Here is a 21,747-nt window from a genome sequence, read left to right on the forward strand (position 1 = left end):
ACATGTTTAAGAACAAGCCATTCAGAAAGGAATAAATGGAAGCTAAATTTTCAAACAGGGTAAAAGAGGTGATCTCCCTAAGCCGTGAAGAAGCGCTCCGCTTGGGGCACGACTACATCGGCACCGAACATCTCTTGCTCGGCATGATCAGAGAAGGGGAGGGCGTGGCTGTGAATATCCTTAAAAAATTGGGTACTTCATTAGAAGAGTTGCGTGAAGCAGTTGAGCGGGCTACCAAAGGCACCGCTAATCATAATGTTAAAAACCTAGCCAACATACCTCTGACTAGACAGTCGGAGAAAGTGTTGAAAATAACATATCTAGAGGCAAAAATCTTCAAAAGTCAACTTATCGGTACAGAGCATTTGTTGCTTTCTATTTTAAGAGACGAAGACAATATTGCCACTCAGATTTTGGAAAAATTCGATGTTAACTATGAGGTTGTAAAAGAAATGCTCGAATATCAAACTGACAATGATACCCCAATGGCATCTTCAGATACTGATGATCCAGATGATGAGTCTTCAAGAATGTTTGGAGGTTCATCAGGTTCGTCCTCTGACAAGCCAGGGAATAAAGGTGCGGAAAAATCTAGAACTCCTGTTTTAGATAACTTTGGCCGTGACCTAACCAAATATGCCGAAGATGGCAAACTTGATCCTATTGTGGGAAGAGAAAAAGAAATTGAAAGGGTTGCTCAAATTTTGAGTAGAAGAAAGAAAAACAACCCTATTCTTATTGGTGAGCCGGGTGTTGGTAAGTCAGCAATTGCTGAAGGCTTAGCGCTAAGAATTATTCAGAAGAAGGTGTCACGTGTTCTCTTTAATAAAAGAGTGGTAACCCTTGATTTAGCTTCGCTTGTGGCTGGTACAAAATACCGTGGTCAATTCGAAGAAAGAATGAAGGCCGTGATGAATGAGCTTGAAAAATCTCCTGAGGTTATTCTTTTCATCGATGAACTTCACACCATTGTTGGTGCTGGTGGAGCTTCTGGGTCTTTGGATGCTTCCAACATGTTCAAGCCTGCTTTGGCTCGTGGCGAAATTCAATGTATTGGTGCAACAACGCTTGACGAATACAGGCAATATATTGAGAAGGATGGCGCTTTAGCCAGACGTTTCCAACAAGTAATGGTAGATCCTACAACCGTAGAAGAAACCATTCAGATTTTGGAAAATGTGAAGGAGAAGTACGAAGAGCATCACCACGTGAACTATACGCCTGAGGCAATCAATGCATGTGTAGCTCTTTCCGATAGATATATTTCTGACAGATTTTTGCCAGATAAGGCTATTGATGTTTTGGATGAAGCTGGTGCTCGCGTCCACATCAATAATATTCATGTGCCAGACGATATCGTAAAATTGGAGGAATCCATTGAGGATATTAAGAAGGAGAAGAATAGAGTTGTTAAAAGCCAGAAATATGAAGAGGCAGCACAACTTAGAGATAAAGAGAAAAAATTAATCGATCAGCTGGATAGAGCAAAAGCCAAGTGGGAAGAAGAAAGCAAGGCAAAACGCTATAAAGTTGACGAAGAAAATGTGGCTGAAGTAATTGCCATGATGACGGGTATTCCAACCAAGAGAATTGCTCAAAAGGAGCAGTCTAAATTGGTGGGAATGGGCGCTGAGCTTAAAAAACGCGTTATCGGTCAAGATGAAGCCATCGATAAACTTACAAAGGCCATTCAAAGAACAAGAGTTGGCTTAAAAGATCCTTCAAAACCAATCGGAACCTTTGTTTTCCTAGGCCCAACTGGGGTGGGTAAAACTGAGATGGCCAAAGTGCTTTCTACATATTTATTCGATAAGGAAGATTCTTTGGTGAGAATAGATATGAGTGAATATATGGAGAAATTCTCCGTATCAAGACTTGTAGGAGCGCCTCCGGGTTATGTAGGTTACGAAGAAGGTGGTCAGCTCACAGAAAAAGTAAGAAGAAAGCCTTATTCAGTAGTACTGCTTGATGAAATAGAGAAAGCTCACCCAGATGTATTCAACATCCTTCTTCAGGTATTGGACGATGGTATTTTAACTGATGGTTTGGGCAGAAGAGTTGATTTCAGAAACACAATCATAATCATGACATCTAATATCGGTGTTAGGGATTTGAAGGATTTTGGAACTGGAATTGGTTTCAGTACTCAGGCCAGAAAGGAAAGTGAAGATTCTGCTATTAAGGATACGATCCAGAGAGCGTTGAAGAAAACCTTCAGCCCAGAATTCTTGAATAGATTGGATGACGTGATTATTTTCAATTCCCTTGGAAGAGAGGATATTCATAAAATCATCGACATCACTTTGCGAAAATTGTTATCTCGTATTGAAGAAATGGGATACAAAGTGGAACTTACCGAAAAAGGCAAAGACTTTCTTGCAGAGAAGGGATTTGATCCGCAATATGGTGCTCGTCCGTTGAACAGGGCTATTCAAAAGTATTTGGAAGACCAAATCGCAGAGGAAATCTTGAAAGGTACGGTGAACGAAGGCGATACTTTATTGGCCGATCATGATGGCTCTTCGGATCACTTAACTTTAAAAGTGAAGAAAAAGAGAACCAAGAAAAAAGAAGAAGATTCTAAAGAGTAATCTTGATTAATAATAATGGAAGCTCCAACTGAAAAGTTGGAGCTTTTTTCGTTTTTAGACTTCGAGATTTAACCTATTTATAATCCACCAAAATTTATAGCCCGCTATTTTTTCATTTGTTTTGGTTGTCGCATTATCCTAAAAATGAAAGGCAATCTTAACCAATTATCGAACGAGGAACTTGTGCTAGCTTTAACCAAAGGGAATAGGCACGCCTTCAACGAAATCTACAATCGATACTGGAAAAGGATGTTTGTTTATGCCTTCAAAATATTTGAAGATGAACATGTGTGTGAAGACATTGTTCAGGAGGTTTTTATCAAACTATGGCAAAATGCAGAGTCCAAAAGTATTGGTAATCTGGAGGCTTATTTGATTCAAGCAGTGAAATATCGGGTTTCAAATGCTATTCGCGACCTTAAATTCAATGTTCGGCACGAAGAGGCTTTGGCCGATTCTGTTGATGTGGCTCCGGCCTACGACCCATTTTTAGTTCGAGAATTGAATGATGAGATTGAACGCTCTATTGCCCAGCTGCCAGAAAAGTGCAGAGAAGTTTTTTTGTTAAGTAGAAAGGAAAATTTGACGAATAAGGAAATTGCCGAAAATCTCAACCTTTCAATAAGAACAGTAGAAACTCATATCTACAACGCTCTAAAGCTTATCAGGCAAAATGTGCAGAAAGTTGCATGTTTGATTTTGCTGCTCAACATCATGTGATTATTAATAAAATTAAGTAATTGTTAAACCTGATTTTTCCTCTACGTAAGCCATAGCTCTTGAGTGACTTCCTTATAAAACCGCATTAGTGACAAAGGAAGAATTTCAAATACTAGCTCAAAAACACGCTCAAGGTCAGTGTTCTCCAGAAGAAAAAGATCGATTGCTCGCTTTTTACGATCGTCTTCAGAAAACAGGAAAAACGCCTCAATGGACTTTGGAGAAGGAGGAGCAAATCCGAGTTAGAATTCTTCAAAATATATCTTCTCAGTTAAATGCTCCAAAACAAACAATCAGGATTTCATTTAGTAAAGTGGCAGCTGGCATTGTTTTGCTCATGGTTGCAGGGTTAGCTTTTTACTTAAGCCGGCAGCAAGTTGATAATATTCCTGAAGTAAAATATGCTTCAGTCGAAACCGACTTGGTTCACAGAAGAACGGTAACTCTTACCGATGGCACCGTGGTGAGGCTCAATGCCAATTCAAAATTGACATATCCAGAAAGTTTTTCCGATACACTCCGACAGGTTTTGTTAGAAGGCGAAGCGTTTTTTGAAGTGAGAAGAGATACAGCTGCTCCATTCATTGTGAAAACTGCCGATTTAACCACGACTGTATTGGGTACCTCATTTAATGTTCGAGCTTTCAGGGGGCAAAATGAAGATGTCACTGTGGTGGAAGGTAAGGTAAGTGTGGCCGATGAAAGAAAATCTGTAGTGATCACCAAGGGAGAACAGGCGTATTTCAACAATTCAGTTTTAACTCAGCGCGGAGTAGACCTTAATTTTTATGCAGGGTGGTTCTCTAAAAAAATCAACTTCAACTTAACACAATTTGATAAAGTGCTGGAGCAGCTTAGCCGCTGGTATAATGTGGAATTTAGTTATAGCGAAGGAACCTCTTTCTCAAAGGACTGTGCAGTAAGGGCTCAATACAGTAATGAAGGCTTAGTGAAGGTACTCGATGGCCTCAAAAATATCATTGCTTTCGACTACAAGATTAATGACGATAAAACTATAACCATAACAAACACAGGATGCTTCAACTGAGACATATGCTAAAGAACTTCTAACGCAACGCCACTTTCTGAAGCCTACTAGGTAGGAAAAAGAAACCCGAAACTGTTGCAGCAGATTCGGGCCAATTGAGATCAATTGTAATATTTAAAATTTCAAATATGTATTCAAAATTACTGAAAATCTTGATGTTCGCATCAAAATATACACTCTATCTGTTCATTTTTCAGGTGTTGGCAATTCAGCTTATTGCAGCTAACACCTTGAATAGCCAAAGCCTCAACGAGGTGGAGGTGGCTCTGCATGTGTCTAATGCAAAGCCTGTTTCGGTATTGGATTTAATCGAAGAACAAACGGATTTCCGTTTTGCTTATGCAGCTAAAGTTGCCAAAGATGAAACCCTCATTTCTTTAAATATAAATGAGGATTTGAAATCCACTTTAGAAAGTATTGCACAGCAAACTACTTATAACTTCAAAAGGGTAAACAATACCATCTATGTGATTCCTCGACATAAAAAGGACCTGGAGCATAAAATTGAAGAGGTATTAGAGAAAACAATAACTGGAGTAATTACGGATACCGAAACGGGTGAGCCGTTACCCGGAGCAAGTGTTTCCGTAAGAGGTTATTCAACCATTGGATCCATTTCCGATGCTGATGGAAAGTATAGTGTAGTTATTCCTGACGATGCCGAAACTTTGATCTTCACTTTCTCAGGGTTTAGAACGAAAGAAGAAGCTATTTCTGGAAGAGGTGAAATCAATGTGCAATTGATGACTAGCATAACTTTGCTTAATGAAATTGTAGTCATTGGTTATGGTCAGCAAGAGGCTCAAGATGTAACTGGGGCTGTAAAAGAAGTTACAGAGAAGGATTTCAACAGTGGAATTATGAACAATCCTGGCCAAATGTTACAGGGTAAAATTGCTGGTGTAAATATTATTTCAGGAACTGGTGAGCCAGGCAGTAGTGTACAAATTAATATTCGTGGAGTAAACTCTATTGGTACGGGCAGTAATCCGTTGTTTGTGATTGATGGTATTCCGATTGATGCAGCTGAAGCTACAGGAAGCGGTTTTGGTGGTGTTGAACCAACTCGGCCAAAAAGCCCATTGAACTTTTTGAACCCTCAGGATATCGAATCTATCACTGTGTTGAAAGACGCCTCTGCTACAGCCATTTATGGAACGAGAGGAGCGAACGGTGTTGTAATTATCCAGACTAAGAAAGGAGCCGCTGGCACATCTCACGTTTCTTATAACTCTTATTTTGGTGTTTCTTCCTTGGCTAAAAAAATTGAGGTTCTGAATGCAGAAGAATTCAGAACACAAACCGCACGCTTGGCTGAAATCTTGGGTAGAGATCCAAACATCTTTATTGAGAACCCGAATGTAAATACTGACTGGCAAGATAGAATGTTCTCTTCAGCCACTACTACCAATCATTCCCTTTCGTTCAATGGAGGCAGTGATAAAACGCAGTACAACGTGTCCTTGGGTTATTTGAACCAAAATGGTTTGATTAAAAATACCAGCCACGAGAAGTTTACAGGTCGTATTAACATTGGTACTTCTGCCATTAACGATAAGCTGAAAATGCAGTTGAATTTAACGGCTGCTGACATAACAGATGAAAGTCAAGCTACCAATGGAGGTACAATTGCCAATTTGTTGACTTCTATTTTAAGGGCTAATCCTACCGCTACTCCTTTCGATGAAAATGGAAACCTAAATGCCAAGGCAGGTTCAGCAGATAATCCAGAATCTTACTTCGATTTATACAGAGACCGAACACTTTCAAAAACGGTTTTAGCCAGTTTCAGTGCTACCTATAATATTCTGAAAGGTTTGGATTATAAGATCAATTTGGGTTATGAAAACAACGATGCTGATAGGAGAATCAGAGTTTTTCAAAACACTGAAATTGGTGGGGATATTGAAGATAATGGGGTTTCGAGCACTTCCAATGAAGCCACAAATACTTTGGTCGAGAACTATTTAACCTACAATGGTAAAGGCGGAAGTTTGAATTACGATGTGCTTTTAGGGCACTCTTACCAAAGGTTTGTAAGAAGAGGTCAGTTTATCAGAAGATCTAATTTCAGTACAACAGAAATTGACCCAATCGATAATATTGGTGTTGCGGAAACTACAGAAGGTGTTGGGTCAAGTCTGAACGAAAGAAAACTTCAGTCTTTCTTTGGTCGGGTTAACCTTAATCTTCAAGATAAATATTTATTGACAGGTTCTTTGAGGGCAGATGGTTCTTCAGTTTTTGGAGAAAATAACCGATATGGTTACTTCCCTTCTGTGGCAGCGGGCTGGAGAATTAGCGAAGAGAACTTTATGGCTGGTTCTGGTATTTTCGATAACCTGAAATTGAGATTAGGCTGGGGACAAACAGGTAATCAAGCAGTACCTGTTAAAGTAACGCGAGCTTCGTTTACAAGTAGCGAAGGCTTGGGCTATGTATTCAATGGTAGAGATTTGGTAAACGGAATTGCCGTGGCAAGAACTGCAAATCCAGACCTTAAATGGGAGGTGACCACACAATCAAATATTGGATTAGATTGGAGTATTTTGGATGGAAGATTTTTTGGTAGTATCGATTACTTCAACAAAAACACAACTGATTTATTCTTACAAGTAGCAGCTCCTGCTCCTGCAGTTGTGAATTCAATCTATATCAATGCCGATACAGAAATTATCAATAAAGGTCTTGAGTTTGAATTAAATGCTAATGTTGTGAACCGCGATGAGTTCAGCTTAGATTTTGGTGGAAACATTTCTTTCTTGAACAACGAAGTCAAAGGTTTATCAAATGAAGTTCGTGTAGGAAGCGTAAATGCTTTAGGAGCTTCTGGAGAGCAACCTAGCATTTATAAAAGCGGATATCCAGCTGCCTCATTCTACTTGCCTGTTTTCTCAGGTTTCGATGAAAATGGTTTCGAAATTCTTTCTGATCAACCACAGATTATTGGCGATGCTCTTCCGGATGTGATTTTCGGAATGAACATTTTGGCCGAATACAAAGCTTTCGACTTTGCTGTGAGCTTTAATGGAGTAAGTGGAGTAAGCATTTTCAACAATACTGCTCGTGCCTTCTCAAATGCGTCCTCTTTGGGCCAGAATGGCAACAACATTATGAAGGCTTATTTCGACCCTAAAGAAAGTCCAACACGCGCTGTGGTTACTTCTTCTCGCTATATCGAAAATGGAGATTATATCCGTTTGAATAATGCTACCATTGGTTACACAGTGAACGTGTCCAAAGTAGATTGGATGGATAAATTGAGATTCTATGTTACAGGGCAAAACCTGTTTGTGATTACTGATTATTCGGGTTACGACCCAGAGGTGAACACCACTGGCAATAATGTTTATGGCATTGATTACGCGGCTTATCCAAAGTCGAGAACGTTCCTTTTCGGCCTTAACGTAACCTTCTAACTCAAGATTTTAACCATACAATAGCTATGAAAAAATATTCTTTCATTTTAATGATGTCAGCGCTTTTGTGCATTCAATCGTGCGACATTGAAGAAGAAATTTATGATGAAGCCCTTGGTACAGATTTGTTTGAAACGGCTTCTGTAGAAAATTTGATTGCTCCTGCTTACAATTCATTGAGAGTGATTTACGGACACAGATCTTATTTTGGTTTGCAGGAATACTCTTCGGATGAAGCGATGCTTCCCACCCGTCAAAATGACTGGTTTGATGGTGGGGTATTTCAAGAATTGCAGCGTCACGATTGGACAGCTACTCATGCCTATACATCTTCTACTTGGGATAAATTGAATTCAGGAATTGCGAATGCTACTCAAGCGATTTCCTTGTTGAAAGATGGGACTCAGGAGAAAGCTGAAATGCTTGGTTTGCTTTCACTTTATATGTACATCACTTTAGATATGTACGATCAGGTGCCGTATAGAGGTATTGAAGACGTAAGTTTTATTGAAGATGCAGAAATTCTTTCCGCAACTGAAGCCATAGCTGTAATTGAACAGAACTTAGCTTTGGCGATGCCAAATCTTCCGAATGGACAAAATTCAGTGCGTTTCACAAAAGATGCCGCTAAAGCTCTTTTGGCTCGAATCGCTTTGAACAAAGCTGTTTACAACAATCGTTATGCTTCTTCTTTCAGCTTCAGCAATGAAGATATGCAGAAGGTGATTGATTTGACAACCGAGCTAATCAACTCAGGTACGTATTCACTGGAAACAGAAGATTACTTCTCCATGTTCGACAACGATAATGAAAACCATCAGGAGATTATTTTCGCGATTAAAAATGAAGTGACTTCTCCTGGAATTGGTGGCGAAAGTGTAACGCGTCATACTACAAATGGAATTTCTCGTGGTTATTTCATGACTCCAAGTAGAAGTATCCGTGGTTCTGATGCGGGTTGTACGCTACCTGATTTCTTGGATACTTGGGATATGGAAAACGACCCTCGATTCTTCAAAGAGAATTATCCTCGCGAAGTTGGTTTCATTCCTTTGGAGCAGTATAGAATCAATAGAGGTTTCTTAATAGGGCAACAATATGGAGCCAAAATTACAGATGGTCAATTCACTTTTAATGGAGATGGTTTATTGGCAATCGATGAGTTAAGAAGTACCAGAGATAACACATTGGCTAACCATACCAGAGGGGTTAATTTGATTGCGCTGAACCAATCAACTGGGGTGAGAGTAACCAAATGGGACATCGATCTGGAAAATGACAACAGAGATGATTCGGGAGTTGATATTCCAATTTTCCGTTTGGCCGATATATATTTAATGAGAGCTGAAGCAAGATTAAGAATGAATTCTGGAGATGCCTTGGCCGACATTAATGCAGTAAGAGAGGCAAGAGGTGGTGCCGACTTTAAACTTGCTAGCGTAAGTTTAACGGATGTATATAACGAAAGGGGTTTTGAGTTTTACTGGGAATATCACAGAAGAACAGACCAGATTCGTTTTGGTACTTGGGAAGACAATTGGCAAGATAAAAGTGACGCCAATCCAGATCATAGAGTTTACCCAATTCCTCCAGCTTCAATTCAAGTTACCCCAGGTTTGAAGCAGAATAAAGGCTATTAATTTAATCTAGAGTTGTTTTGGCGGCTTGCCTGTCAAAACAACTCTTCTCAATAGAAATCATGAAAAGAATCTTAGGCTTTGTGTTCGCTGCTCTGATTGGTTTATTCTCAATGTCTTGTAGCCAAGATAAACCGCCTGAACTCCTTCGTTTCCCGTATCTACAGTCTGCTATGGCCGATAGTTTGACCGTACTTTGGCGATCAGATGTAGGTCAGAATAGCATGGTGAAATTCAAGCCTAGAAGTGGATCGGAATGGCAAGAACAGAAAGGTACGGTTAAGGTAACAAACACAGGCTGGATTGAAAATGAAGTAACTCTGCATAGTCTCATTTCTAACACACCATATGAATATCAGGTTTTTACCGATGGTGCTCAGTTGGGCTCAACCTATAGTTTCAATTCTCCCAAAATAAAGACCGATAGTAGTTTTACTTTTTTTGCTGTTGGTGATATTGGCGAACCTGTGGAAGAAGAAGGTCAACCTGATATTTTGGGCAAGGCTTTGGCAAAGTCAGCAGGGAAATATGATTTAGGGCTTCTTCTCGGAGATATTATTTATCCCGATGGAAGAAGTGAAGTCTACGATCAAAATCTATTTCAGTATTTCAATCAAGTGTTTCCTTATGTGCCTGTTTACCCTGTTTTGGGCAATCACGATTGGCATAACCCAGAGGATAATTACATGCAAGAATGGAAACTGCCTAATAATGAGCATTACTATAGCTTCGATTATGGCAATGTTCATTTTGTAGCACTCGATAGTAAAAATGGCGAATTCCACGATTTTGAAAAACAGGTGGAATGGCTGGAAGCAGATTTGCAAATTGCTCAAAATCAATATGATTGGCTGGTCGTTTTTCTTCACCATAATGGAAAATCGTGCACTTATAAAGAAGATTACCCTGCCGTGGTAAGTCTTTATCCGCTATTTGAAGAATATAATGTCGATTTGGTGTTGAATGGGCATGCCCATACCTATGAGCGTTTGAATCCTATGAATGGCAAAGGCGAGGTGTTGAAAGAATATCTAAATAATACTTCAGAATATGATTCTCCTGCAGGATTTCTAAGCATAACCGTTGGCAGTGGAGGTAAATTGAGAGGTGTAGGAACCGACCCCACACCCTTTATCCCTGATGCAGAAAACTGCCGCCATCCTGAATTAATGGCCAAGGCGGTTCACGATTGGGCTTATTTGGAATTGTCCGTTAGTGGTAAGGAAATTAGGGCAAAAGCATTGACCACAAATACTTTGGAAGTGGTGGACGAGTTTGTGATTCGTAAAAAATAGAAAATCGATTAGGTTAGTTCTGCATTGAGCAGGTTTTTAGGGGAGGCTGTTTCGAATATGAGTTTGGCTCATGTTGGAGACAGCCTTTCTTTAAAAAAAGAAAAGGAGTTCCGTCTGAACTCCTCCTTCAACCTAAACACCAAGTGTGTCATAATACCGTTTGTCAACAGTAGTAGTGTGTTTGGATTTAATAACGCTTGGTTCGTTAATCTTGTGTATTGGCTAAGGTCTATTTAGCGATTCCTTCTAGGAGGAGGCCGATTTTCTCTTTGACCTTGCAATGGCGGCCTTCTTCCGTTTGGTCCTTGCTGGCCTTGTCCTAGTCTCAATACTTCATCTATAATTTTATCAAATGTCTTTTTCTGATCTTCAGTACATATCTCTCTAATTTGAGAGAAGTGTTCGAAGGTGGCAATTTCTAGCTGGCTTTGTAATTGGCCAATTTCGTGCGCTAGAGAGTCAACTTTTGGCTTGCTATCGCTGTCGCTCCACAGCTCGTGCAGTGCAGCTCTAGCTTCATGTGATTTCCTTTTTAAGCTTTCCATGCGTTTAAAATGCTCTTCTCTTAAAATTTCGAGCTTTGCTTTTTGATCATCAGAAAGCTTGAGTTGTTCTTCCAAATATTCCCCGCCCTTAGGGTTGGGTAGAAATCTATGTGGATTTCGGCCAAGCCAAAGAAAAATGAGCAGAGTCAGGTTCATTCCTATCAGAATGATCACTCCAATGCCCAAAGCTTTATTCTTTCTTAAAGTCTCCATTTCAGTAGCTATTTAAATAAGAATAATTGTCTGAAGGAGTAAAATAATCGCTGGAAAGAGCTTCAATGCCATTGATTTCTGAGGGCTGACTTTGGCCATTGTTCAGCAAGAAATAACTGAAGATGTTGACGATAAGCGCAACCATGAGCACTGCAAAATTGAGCTTCATATTGGCTAAAAAGGCAAAAGGAGTATTTCTGCCTAAAACATGATCTTCCAGTTTCGCTTCCAGCCGTGTAAAGAAGAACGGATTGGGCTGGGCTCTTTCGATTCCCTCCAAGCTATCCATGCTCTCTCGGATTTTCTGCGATATATCTTTAGGTGCTTTCATGCTTTCAATGGTTTAGATGCTTTTCAATTCTAAAACTTGCGCTAGTCTTTTAAATTTTTTTCGTAGTAAGACTTCAGGCTTTTCTGGAGGTTTTTGCGAGCTCGAAACATTAAGGATTCTATGGAAGAAAGGCTCATGTCCATGATTTCGCAGATTTCTTGATAAGGTAATCCTTCAACTTTATGAAGGGTAAAGGCTACTTTTTGGTTTTCGGGCAACTCCGAAATGGCACCAAATAAAGCTTTTGCATTCTCTTTTTGTTCCAGCAAAATGCCTGGATGTTCAAAGCTTGCTTGTCGCGAATCTTCAAAATCTTGATGGCTGAGCGATTTTAGAAATGCAAATCGCTTTTGCCTCTTCTTTTTGCGAATAAGCTCCAATGATTTTGTAGTCGCAATTCGGTAGAGCCAAGTAGAAAGTTTGGCTTCTCCGCGGAAATCTGAAACGGATTTATAAACCTCAATAAATGTGTCTTGAGCCATTTCTTCAGCTTCTTCTTGATTCTGAAGCAAACCTAAACAAGTGTTGTAAACCTTGCTTTGGTACATTTCAACCAAATGCTGAAAGGCCTCTCGCGAGCCCGATTTTAATTCCGATATCAGCTGTTGTTCTGTCAATGTTTTGCCTAAAAAATGGTCAGGAAACAGCAATGCTTCCCGACCCCTGAACTAATCTAACACTATTATCTCAATCTCTTTTCTGGAAATGGGCCATGCTCAACCAGCTGCTTGTTGAAGAAGGTCAGTTGTTCTTCGTTCAAAATGCTTTTGATTTTTTGAGTATTGGACGCTTTGAGTTTGGCAAGCTTTGTCTTCAAACTACCAATTTCTTCAATAGTCTTGTCCACTGCTTTTGAATCATACTTTTCGGCAATTAGTAAACTGGAAAATTGAGCTTCCTTTTGCTTCAAATCAGAAATAATAGGAAGCGATTCTTTTTCCATGGCCACATGAAATGCTCTTATCTCAGTTTTTTGTTCTTCCGAAAGGTTAGGAATCATTGGGCCTTCAGGCTTATGGTTAGGTGCGTTTCTCTCATCCATTTTTGGAGGTGATGGATGCATTTGTGGGCGAAATCCTTGAGCGTTCAAATTGAATTGGGCTGTCAGAAAGAGAACTAGTGCAATGAGCCCGATCGGTTTAAGTTTTAACTGCTTCATGTTTTTTCCTTTTGAATTTTGAAAGATTAGATGCTGAAGCCGTTCACTTTCTTGCGCAGTATTTCGTTAAGAAGCGTTAATTTTTTCGCTGTGCATTTCTTTCAGAAAGCTTGAGGAAAAGAAATTTTTCTACAAAACCTGCCTCTTTCATAAAACATCAAGCGCAATTATTAACTTTCTTAAATATGAAAGAGATACAAAAGATTGAGCTTAGACACCTCGAAATGAGTGATTTTCAGAATTTGGAAGCCTCTATGAAGGCTGCGTACGAGAATTGGTCTGGAGGTTTCTGGGAAGAAAAACATATACAAAAGCTTATTGATATTTTTCCTGAAGGCCAGTTGGTTATAGAGGCCGATGGAGAAATAGCGGGCTGTGCGCTCAGCCTTGTTGTGGACTACGATAAGTTTGGAGATAATCACACGTACAAAAAAATTACGGGCAACTACACCTTCTCTACGCACGACCCAAATGGCGATGTGTTATATGGAATTGAAGTGTTTATAAAGCCTGATTATCGCGGTTTAAGATTGGGTCGTAGACTTTATGATGCCCGAAAGGAACTTTGCGAAAACCTTAATTTAGAAGCTGTGGTTTTCGGAGGTCGAATCCCGAGTTATCATAAGTACGCGGATAAAATGACTCCGCGTGAATACATCGACAAAGTGAAATTGAAGGAGCTTTACGATCCTACATTAAGTTTTCAATTGAGCAATGATTTCCACGTAAACAGAGTATTGCAAGGCTATATGCCAGGCGACAAGGAATCTAAAGATTACGCGGTATTGCTAGAGTGGAACAACATTTATTATACAGAAGAAGAACCTGCACTCAGCGATCAAAAAACCGTGGTGAGGCTGGGTTTGATTCAATGGCAAATGAGGCCTTACAATGGAATCGATGAACTTTTTGAGCAGGTTGAGTTTTTCGTAGATGCCGTTTCTGGCTATAAAAGTGACTTCGCTTTGTTTCCTGAGTTCTTCAATGCGCCTTTAATGGCTGCCTATAATCACCTTTCTGAAGCAGAAGCCATTCGGAAATTGGCTGAATACACCGATGAAATCCGTGAGCGTTTTTCTCAATTGGCCATTAGTTACAACGTAAATATCATAACGGGTAGCATGCCAAAAATGGAAGGTTCCAAACTTTATAATGTGGGTTTTTTATGTAGAAGGGATGGTACTTTTGAGCAATACACTAAAATTCACGTTACGCCAGACGAAGCCAAGTATTGGGGACTGACAGGTGGCGATAGCATCAAAGTTTTCCAAACAGATTGTGGCCCTGTGGGTGTTTTGATTTGTTATGATGTGGAATTCCCTGAGCTGCCCCGCATTTTGGCTAAAGATGGAATGAATCTTCTTTTCGTACCATTTTTAACCGATACTCAGAATGGTTATTCTCGGGTGCGCTATTGTGCGAGGGCAAGAGCCATTGAAAATGAATGTTATGTGGCAATTGCGGGTTCTGTGGGTAACTTGCCAAAAGTGGAAAACATGGATATTCAGTTTGCTCAATCTGTGGTTTTCACTCCTTGCGATTTCGCTTTTCCAACTACAGGTATAAAGGCAGAGGCTACGCCAAATACAGAAATGATTTTGGTGGCAGATGTCGATCTGGATTTACTTTGGACATTACATAATAAAGGCGCAGTTCGCAATTTAAAAGATAGAAGAACCGATATTTACGATATCGAACTGAAAACAAAGTAGCATATTGAAAGTACCTTTAATCATTAGCGGAAGAACAATACTTCCTGGCGAAGAAGCGAAAATCAACGTCAACATTGCCAAGCTTCCCTCGCATTCGCCTATCGATCTGCATATTACTGTGGCACGAAGCGAAATTGATGGACCTACACTTTTATTGAGTGGAGGAATGCACGGGGACGAAATTAACGGCACTGAGATTGTCAGGCGGATTATTGAAAAGGATCAGCATATTCCTAAAATCGGAACGGTGATTTGTATTCCGATTATCAATATGTACGGTTTTATTCATTTTAGTCGCTATGTGCCCGATGGAAAGGATGTTAATCGTTCTTTTCCTGGTAATAAAAACGGATCGTTGGCAGCGCGAGTGGCGTATTATCTAACGCACAACATTATTCCGAAAATTGATGTTGGACTGGATTTTCATACGGGAGGAGCTGATAGAACCAACTATCCGCAGATTCGCTGTGCATTAAAGGAACCTAAAAACAAGGTGATTGCTCAAGCCTTCGAGCCTTCATTTATTCTAAATAGCCCTTTTCGACCTAAATCTATGAGACAAACGGCTGCAAGAATGGGCAAGCAAATTTTGGTTTACGAAGGAGGCGAGTCTGCTCGGTTCGATGAGTTTGCCATTCAGCAAGGAATTAACGGAGCTTTGAGAGTGATGAAGCATTTAGGAATGCGCGAAAGGGCTCCCGATGCGCCTCATGTTACCCAAGTTATCAATCATTCATCTTGGGTTAGGGCAAAGGCTTCTGGCGTTTTCTTAACTACCATAAAGTATGGTCAAATGGTTGAAAAGAATGAAATCATTGGTCATATCAACGATCCGTTTGGCGGTTCTAAAATTAAAATAAAAAGCCCAGCAACAGGCTTTGTTATAGGTTTGAATAATAATCCAATCGTGCATCAGGGCGATGCGTTAATGCATATTGGAGTGAAGAAATAGGAGTAGAAAGCAATGACGCTTTTAGAAGAATTATCATCGTTTATTAGCCAAGGGAATGCTGAGCGTATTCATGAATTGATCGATAGTATCAAAACTGAAGACCTGGTTTATACCTATAACCGCCTTTCAAAAACGGAACAAGTAGCTTTGGTCGGACTTTTAAGTCCGGAAGATGCGGCTACACTGTTGGAGAGAATTCCTCAAAATCAAGCCATTGAAGCGATTGAAAATGCGGAAGTAGAAACAGCTGCTTCCATTCTTAATGAGCTTTATAGTGACGATCAGGTAGACATTCTCGCAGAATTAGATAGTTCAGATGCCGAGGCCATTCTTGATGAAATGCATCCTGCAGAAGCCGAAAACGTCAGGCGACTGATTCAGTATGATTCGGATTCTGCGGGTGGTTTAATGGTAACGGAATACTTAGCTTTTGAAGCAGATTGGACCGTTGGCCAAACGGTGAAGGAGCTGCAAGAGAAAGCCGAACAGTACGAAGATTATCATGTGCAATACATTTATGTAACCAATGAAACCCGTTTTGTAGGGGTGTTGCAAATGAGGGATTTGCTTTTGTCTCGCCCAAATACAAAGCTGAGCTCCATTGTGATCAAAAATGCTTTTAGCATGCCTCCAGAAGCTTCTTTGGAAGATTTGATTGGCTTTTTCGATAAATACGACTTTTATGGAGTGCCCATTGTAGATGGTGAAGAGCAGCTATTGGGTATTGTGTTGAGAAAGGATTTGAGAGAGGCCGAATCGGAAAGGTCTAATCTGGAATTACTCGAAACCCAAGGTATTGTAGGTGGTGAAGAGCTGCGCTCGATGCCGCTTTTGTTAAGATCCAAAAGAAGGCTGTCTTGGCTTTCTGTAAATATCGTTCTAAACATTATTGCCGCCAGCGTTATCGCTATTTATCAAGAAACTTTAGAAGAAGTGATTGCCCTCGCGGTTTTTCTTCCTGTGATTTCAGATATGAGTGGTTGCTCGGGAAATCAGGCCGTGGCGGTGAGTTTACGTGAGCTTTCGTTGGGTGTGGTTAAACCCTATGAATTGGCAAGGGTGCTTTGGCAAGAAATAAAGGTTGGGCTTATCAACGGAGTGGTTTTAGGTATTCTTATCGGCCTGGCCGCCTATATTTATCAAGGGAATGCCTATCTCGGTTTGGTTGTAGGCGGAGCTTTGGCCATTAACACCGTTGTGGCGGTAAGTATTGGCGGTACAATTCCCCTTTTCCTTAAGAAAATGAATACCGACCCAGCTTTAGCTTCCGGCCCTATTCTGACCACTGTAACCGATATGTTAGGTTTCTTCCTGGCACTTACTTTTGCAGGAGTAGCGATGAATTATTTGGTGTGAGTAAAGTATTTTGTCTGTGTTCGTAATGAACTGTTGAAGAGGGGTTAAATCTGGAAGTATTGTTCCTGAATATGTGACAAATCAATTGGAGTACTAAAATCGAAACCTTCAACTTACTATCTTGAAAAGGTGAACCCTATTGATTTAGAAAGCGAAATAAGAAAACGGTTAGAGCTCTTCTATCCATTTCGTTCAGCAGAGAAGACAGAAATTTTCTGGAAGATGCCGGAAGTTCAAGAATTGGAAAATCGTATTGTTGAGACAGTTCATGAAAATGGAGATGAATATGTGGAGTGGAAAGAATGGCTGGAAACTGTTTCGGAATCTCTCGGTGTAGAACTTAAAGATTTAACCAATGGGCAATCTCCCTGTTTTAAAGCAGTGGTTTCTGTGAATTCATTACAAAAGGAGATTCAAAATTTAGAATACAAAAAGGAAATATGGCTGTTCTACTCGCTTATTGGGAATTACTTTTCAATAATAGGAACTAATTGGTTGTCATTTGAAAATGCAAAAGGTACCAACGTTTTTATTCAGCTTGAAAACTGTATTTCGCCATGCGATTGGAGTTCGGATATTTACAATGAGCTTTTTAAGAGGCTGAATGCTTTTCATAATGACAGCAAGTTTATAAACTACCAGATCGGGCAGATGCCTTTAGGGAATATATTACTGCCGCACATTGATAGAGCTGAAGTTAAAATCTTCGATGCACTATTTGAGGACTTTTACCTCAGCGAAAAGGTATTGATAGGAAATGTTGAATATCATAATGATTTCGATTCAAGTCAGAATTTCTGGCGTTCGTTCTAGTGATTAATTATGTTTGAAACATAGTTTTGATCTAGCAATCAATTATGGCAAGAACACCTTCTAATATGTTACCCTTGGGCACGCAAGCCCCTGATTTTAAATTACTCGATACTATTTCTGGAGAAATGCTGAGTTTAGAGAATTTAAAATCTGACAAGGCAACGGTGATAATGTTTATCTGTAATCATTGCCCATTTGTAAAACATGTCGATGCTGGTATTGTAAACTTAGCAAGGGATTATCAAGGCAAAGGCGTTTCGTTTATTGCCATCAGTTCCAACGATGTGGAGAACTACCCGCAAGATGCTCCCGATTTAATGAAGCAAGAAGCTGAAAAAGTGGGTTATACTTTTCCGTATTTGTACGATGAAACTCAAGCCGTAGCCAAAGCTTATGATGCCGCCTGCACTCCCGATTTCTACATTTTCGATGCTGATATGAAATGCGCCTATCGCGGTCAACTGGATGATTCTCGACCGGGAAATGGAAAGCCTGTTACAGGAAGTGATATGCGTGCTGCCCTGGATCAAATCTTTGAAGGAAAGAATGTTTCCGCACCTCAAATCCCTAGTCTCGGCTGTAATATTAAGTGGAAGTAAAGGCTCATCAATATTTGGTAGCCTTTGTAGGTCTGTTTTTTGCTAAAATTTTTTGTATATACAAGATGTATCTGCTATAAGATTCATTCTGAGTATTTTTTGGTTGGTAAAAATCTAAATAAATTAGTAAGCTAAAATATTTAGATTTTATTTGTGTTTTGAGTTAGCCTTAGAGTGGTTTATTCCCCCTTTCTGTGGATGTTTTTTTATCCTTAGGTAAATAGCGGCTTGAATTGGGGGAGCTATTCATAGGGTTGAAAATCATTCGCACAAAGCCATGTATCTCAATTCTCATTCATATTACAGCTTTAAATACGGTACTCTCAATACCAAGTCGCTGCTTGAGATTATGCAACAGACTGGGGTGAAAACCTTTGCCCTAACGGATATCAATAGTACGGCCGCGTCTATCAATTTTGTCAGAATGGCTCCAAAATATGGAGTTAAACCAGTGTTGGGGATCGATTTTAGAAATGGTGCAGAACCACTTTTTATAGCTGTCGCTCGTAATAATGAAGGCTTTAAAGAACTGAATGATTATCTCTCAAAACATCTCCATAATAAAGAATTGATACCAAAGCGTGCTCCTGAATTTCAGCATGCTTTTGTCGTCTACCCTTTTGGCAAATACACCGGTTTTGAACTGAACGATTCAGAGTTTGTTGGTGTGAAACCGAAAGATTTGCCCCGATTGATTTATCCACCTCATCAGATAGATAAAAACAAACTGGTGGCAATGCCTACCGCTACTTTCAGAAGTAAAATTGATGGTGAAACTGGGGGAAGGGTAGTACTCAAGCGTGATTTCAATGCGCATCGCTTGTTACGAGCTATTGATAATAACACATTGCTAAGTAAACTTCCAAAATCCGAAGAGGCTGATTCTGGAGATTTTGTCTATCCTGTCGAGCAGTTGCGCGAACTGTATGCAAACCATGTTTATTTGATTGAGAATGCAGAAAAGCTTCTCCGCCAATGTCATATACATTTTGATTTTGAGGGAGAAAACCTCAATAAAAACCTTAAGACTTACAGTGGTAGTTTAGACGGTGACTATAAACTATTAGAGAAACTTTGTAAAAATGGACTCCCCTATCGTTATCCCAACCCTTCTGAAAAAATAAAAAACCGCATTAAAACTGAGCTAGATGTTATAAAGCAGCAAGGTTTTATGTCTTATTTTCTAATTAACTGGAAAATATGTGAGTATGCCCGTAAAATGGATTATTACTATGTAGGCAGAGGTAGTGGAGCCAATAGTATTGTGGCTTATTTACTTAGAATTACCGATGTGGACCCCATAGAGCTGGATTTGTATTTTGAACGCTTTATTAATCTTTATCGTCAAAATCCGCCAGATTTTGACATTGATTTTTCCTGGAAAGACAGGGAGGATATTACACGGTTTATTTTCGAAGAGTTCAGCGAGGGAATGGGCAAGCGTAATAATGTAGCGCTACTTGCCACTTACAGTACTTTTCAGTTTCGTGCAGTAATCAGAGAGTTAGGTAAAGTGCTTGGACTCCCTCCTCATGAAATTAAACATATTCAAAACGCAAGTTTTCAAGAATTAGATCAAACACAAAGGCTTGTGCTCAGGTATGGAAAGCACATTGAAGGTTTTCCTAGCCATTTAAGCATCCATGCAGGGGGAATTCTGATTTCTGAAAAACCTATGCAGTACTATACGGCTACCGAACTTCCGCCTAAAGATTTCCCCACAACTCATTTTGATATGGTAATTGCTGAAGATTTGGGACTTTTTAAGTTCGATATTCTAAGTCAGCGTGGATTGGGTAAAATCAAAGATTGCTTGGAGGTGGCGGCCAAAAATCATCCAGAACACAGCCCTGTGGATATTCATGATATTCAAAGATTTAAAAAAGATGAGAGAATAAAAGCGATGCTGCGAGAAGGCCAAGCTATTGGCTGTTTTTATGTAGAATCACCAGCCATGCGCATGCTACTGAAAAAACTTAGGGTAGATGAATATTTAGGCTTAGTAGCCGCTAGTTCCGTTATAAGGCCTGGTGTGGCCAAATCGGGAATGATGCGGCAATATATTCTTCGGTTTCGTGAACCTGAAAAAAGAGAAGAAGCTCATCCAAAACTACTTGAAATCATGCCTGAAACCTATGGCGTAATGGTTTATCAGGAAGATGTAATTAAAGTGGCTCACTATTTCGCCCAACTGACATTAGCCGAAGCAGATGTATTGAGAAGAGGGATGTCGGGAAAGTATAGATCCAGGGAAGAGTTTCAAAAAGTAAGAGACAAGTACTTTCAGAACTGTCAGGAAATCGGTCATTCTCATGAGCTTGCAACGGACATATGGAGACAAATAGAAAGCTTTGCGGGCTATGCTTTTGCCAAAGGGCACTCGGCTAGTTATGCTGTAGAAAGTTACCAGAGTTTATTTCTCAAGGCTTATTATCCGTTGGAATACATGGTAGCCACTATGAATAATGGTGGCGGATTTTACAGCGTAGAACTCTATGCTCATGAAGCATTTATGCACGGAGGAGATGTTCAAGCTCCTTGTATAAACCAAAGTGAGAACCTCTGCTCTATTTATGGAAATACCATTTACATGGGCTTGGGTTTTATTGGAGAACTAGAGCAGGGTACAGTTGAAGAAATTCTTAGAGAGAGAATTGAAAACGGAGTTTTTATGAGTTTCGATAACTTTCTAAAGCGAGTTTCCATTTCGCTAGATCAGCTTAGCCTTTTAATTAGGATTAACGCTTTTCGTTTTACGGGAATAGGTAAAAAGGAATTGCTTTGGGAAGCACATTTTAGGCTTGGCGATAACAAAAAATCCAGACCAGAAAAATTACTTTTTGAGCCAGAAGCTAAGCAGTTTATTATTCCAAAACTCAGTTATGATTTTCTGGAAGATGCTTTCGACCAGATCGACATGTTAGGGTTTCCGCTTTGTAATCCTTTCGATTTGTTGAAAAACAGACCTGAGGAGGAAGTGATGGTAAGGGAAATGGAAAGGTATGTTGATAAAGAAGTAACCATGATTGGTTATCTTATTCATATCAAAAACACAAATACTTCGCGTGGCGATAAAATGCAGTTTGGGACTTGGCTCGACAGGGAAGGACATTTTATCAACTCAACTCATTTTCCGCCTATGGCTGCCAAATATCCCTTTAGGGGAAAGGGAATTTATGAACTGAAGGGGAAGGTAGTAGAAGAATTTGACTTCTTAAGTCTTGAAATGATTTCTATGCACAAACTTCAATATATTCATGATCCTAGATTAGCAGAAGAACCAAGGCACGCTGCTATGGGGATTACTAAATAGAAAAGAGAAACCTCATTGGTTATTGTGATTTTTTAATCCAGTTT

Annotated in this window: 16 protein-coding genes; 12 read left to right on the forward strand and 4 right to left on the reverse strand. The window is 39.8% G+C overall.

Features of this window, described 5'->3' with window-relative positions:
- Positions 1–35 precede the first annotated feature (35 nt).
- The 6 genes from ACXACJ_RS22355 to ACXACJ_RS22380 all read left to right on the forward strand — a co-directional run bounded on the left by ACXACJ_RS22355 (position 36) and on the right by ACXACJ_RS22380 (position 10,710).
- The gene (locus tag ACXACJ_RS22355) at positions 36–2,591 is read left to right on the forward strand and encodes an ATP-dependent Clp protease ATP-binding subunit (protein ID WP_475136661.1); all 2,556 of its coding nucleotides are present in this window, start codon (positions 36–38) and stop codon (positions 2,589–2,591) included.
- A gap of 144 nt (positions 2,592–2,735) precedes the next feature.
- Positions 2,736–3,311, forward strand: a complete 576-nt coding sequence (locus tag ACXACJ_RS22360) for an RNA polymerase sigma-70 factor (RefSeq protein ID WP_475136662.1) — start codon at positions 2,736–2,738, stop codon at positions 3,309–3,311.
- An 88-nt stretch (positions 3,312–3,399) separates the two neighbouring features.
- Positions 3,400–4,359, forward strand: a complete 960-nt coding sequence (locus tag ACXACJ_RS22365; RefSeq protein WP_475136663.1) for a FecR family protein — start codon at positions 3,400–3,402, stop codon at positions 4,357–4,359.
- 128 nt (positions 4,360–4,487) lie between these two features.
- Positions 4,488–7,778, forward strand: coding sequence for a SusC/RagA family TonB-linked outer membrane protein (locus tag ACXACJ_RS22370; RefSeq protein WP_475136664.1), 3,291 nt, complete (start codon positions 4,488–4,490; stop codon positions 7,776–7,778).
- Positions 7,779–7,804: 26 nt separating this feature from the next.
- On the forward strand, positions 7,805–9,418 hold the full coding sequence (locus ACXACJ_RS22375; RefSeq protein ID WP_475136665.1) for a RagB/SusD family nutrient uptake outer membrane protein: 1,614 nt from the start codon (positions 7,805–7,807) through the stop codon (positions 9,416–9,418).
- Between the two features lie 59 nt (positions 9,419–9,477).
- Positions 9,478–10,710 (forward strand): purple acid phosphatase family protein, encoded by a 1,233-nt coding sequence (locus ACXACJ_RS22380; RefSeq protein ID WP_475136666.1) that lies wholly within the window; start codon positions 9,478–9,480, stop codon positions 10,708–10,710.
- 233 nt (positions 10,711–10,943) lie between these two features.
- Here ACXACJ_RS22380 and ACXACJ_RS22385 read toward each other — a convergent pair whose 3' ends face one another.
- The 4 genes from ACXACJ_RS22385 to ACXACJ_RS22400 all read right to left on the reverse strand — a co-directional run bounded on the left by ACXACJ_RS22385 (position 10,944) and on the right by ACXACJ_RS22400 (position 12,958).
- Positions 10,944–11,468, reverse strand: a complete 525-nt coding sequence (locus ACXACJ_RS22385) for a Spy/CpxP family protein refolding chaperone (RefSeq protein ID WP_475136667.1) — start codon at positions 11,466–11,468, stop codon at positions 10,944–10,946.
- Position 11,469: 1 nt separating this feature from the next.
- Positions 11,470–11,799 (reverse strand): hypothetical protein, encoded by a 330-nt coding sequence (locus tag ACXACJ_RS22390; protein WP_475136668.1) that lies wholly within the window; start codon positions 11,797–11,799, stop codon positions 11,470–11,472.
- 41 nt (positions 11,800–11,840) lie between these two features.
- A complete protein-coding gene (locus ACXACJ_RS22395; protein WP_475136669.1) occupies positions 11,841–12,416 on the reverse strand; it encodes an RNA polymerase sigma factor in 576 nt (191 codons plus the stop codon).
- A 65-nt stretch (positions 12,417–12,481) separates the two neighbouring features.
- Entirely contained in the window at positions 12,482–12,958 is a 477-nt protein-coding gene (locus ACXACJ_RS22400; RefSeq protein ID WP_475136670.1) for a Spy/CpxP family protein refolding chaperone, read from the reverse strand.
- Positions 12,959–13,143: 185 nt separating this feature from the next.
- On the opposite strand from ACXACJ_RS22400, the gene ACXACJ_RS22405 reads away from it, so the two are divergent.
- From ACXACJ_RS22405 to ACXACJ_RS22430, 6 genes are all read left to right on the forward strand, one after another.
- A complete protein-coding gene (locus ACXACJ_RS22405) occupies positions 13,144–14,670 on the forward strand; it encodes a GNAT family N-acetyltransferase (protein ID WP_475136671.1) in 1,527 nt (508 codons plus the stop codon).
- Between the two features lie 4 nt (positions 14,671–14,674).
- Positions 14,675–15,622 (forward strand): succinylglutamate desuccinylase/aspartoacylase family protein, encoded by a 948-nt coding sequence (locus ACXACJ_RS22410; protein ID WP_475136672.1) that lies wholly within the window; start codon positions 14,675–14,677, stop codon positions 15,620–15,622.
- Positions 15,623–15,634: 12 nt separating this feature from the next.
- A complete protein-coding gene (mgtE, locus tag ACXACJ_RS22415; protein ID WP_475136673.1) occupies positions 15,635–16,978 on the forward strand; it encodes a magnesium transporter in 1,344 nt (447 codons plus the stop codon).
- Positions 16,979–17,200: 222 nt separating this feature from the next.
- Complete coding sequence (locus tag ACXACJ_RS22420) at positions 17,201–17,791, forward strand: hypothetical protein (RefSeq protein WP_475136674.1); 591 nt, start codon at positions 17,201–17,203, stop codon at positions 17,789–17,791.
- A gap of 44 nt (positions 17,792–17,835) precedes the next feature.
- Positions 17,836–18,390: a thioredoxin family protein gene (locus ACXACJ_RS22425; protein WP_475136675.1), complete on the forward strand. Its 555-nt coding sequence runs from the start codon at positions 17,836–17,838 to the stop codon at positions 18,388–18,390.
- Positions 18,391–18,667: 277 nt separating this feature from the next.
- Positions 18,668–21,703: a DNA polymerase III subunit alpha gene (locus ACXACJ_RS22430; protein WP_475136676.1), complete on the forward strand. Its 3,036-nt coding sequence runs from the start codon at positions 18,668–18,670 to the stop codon at positions 21,701–21,703.
- The last annotated feature ends 44 nt before the right edge of the window (positions 21,704–21,747 follow it).

It is taken from the genome of Roseivirga sp. AWQ4_251, assembly GCF_056158225.1.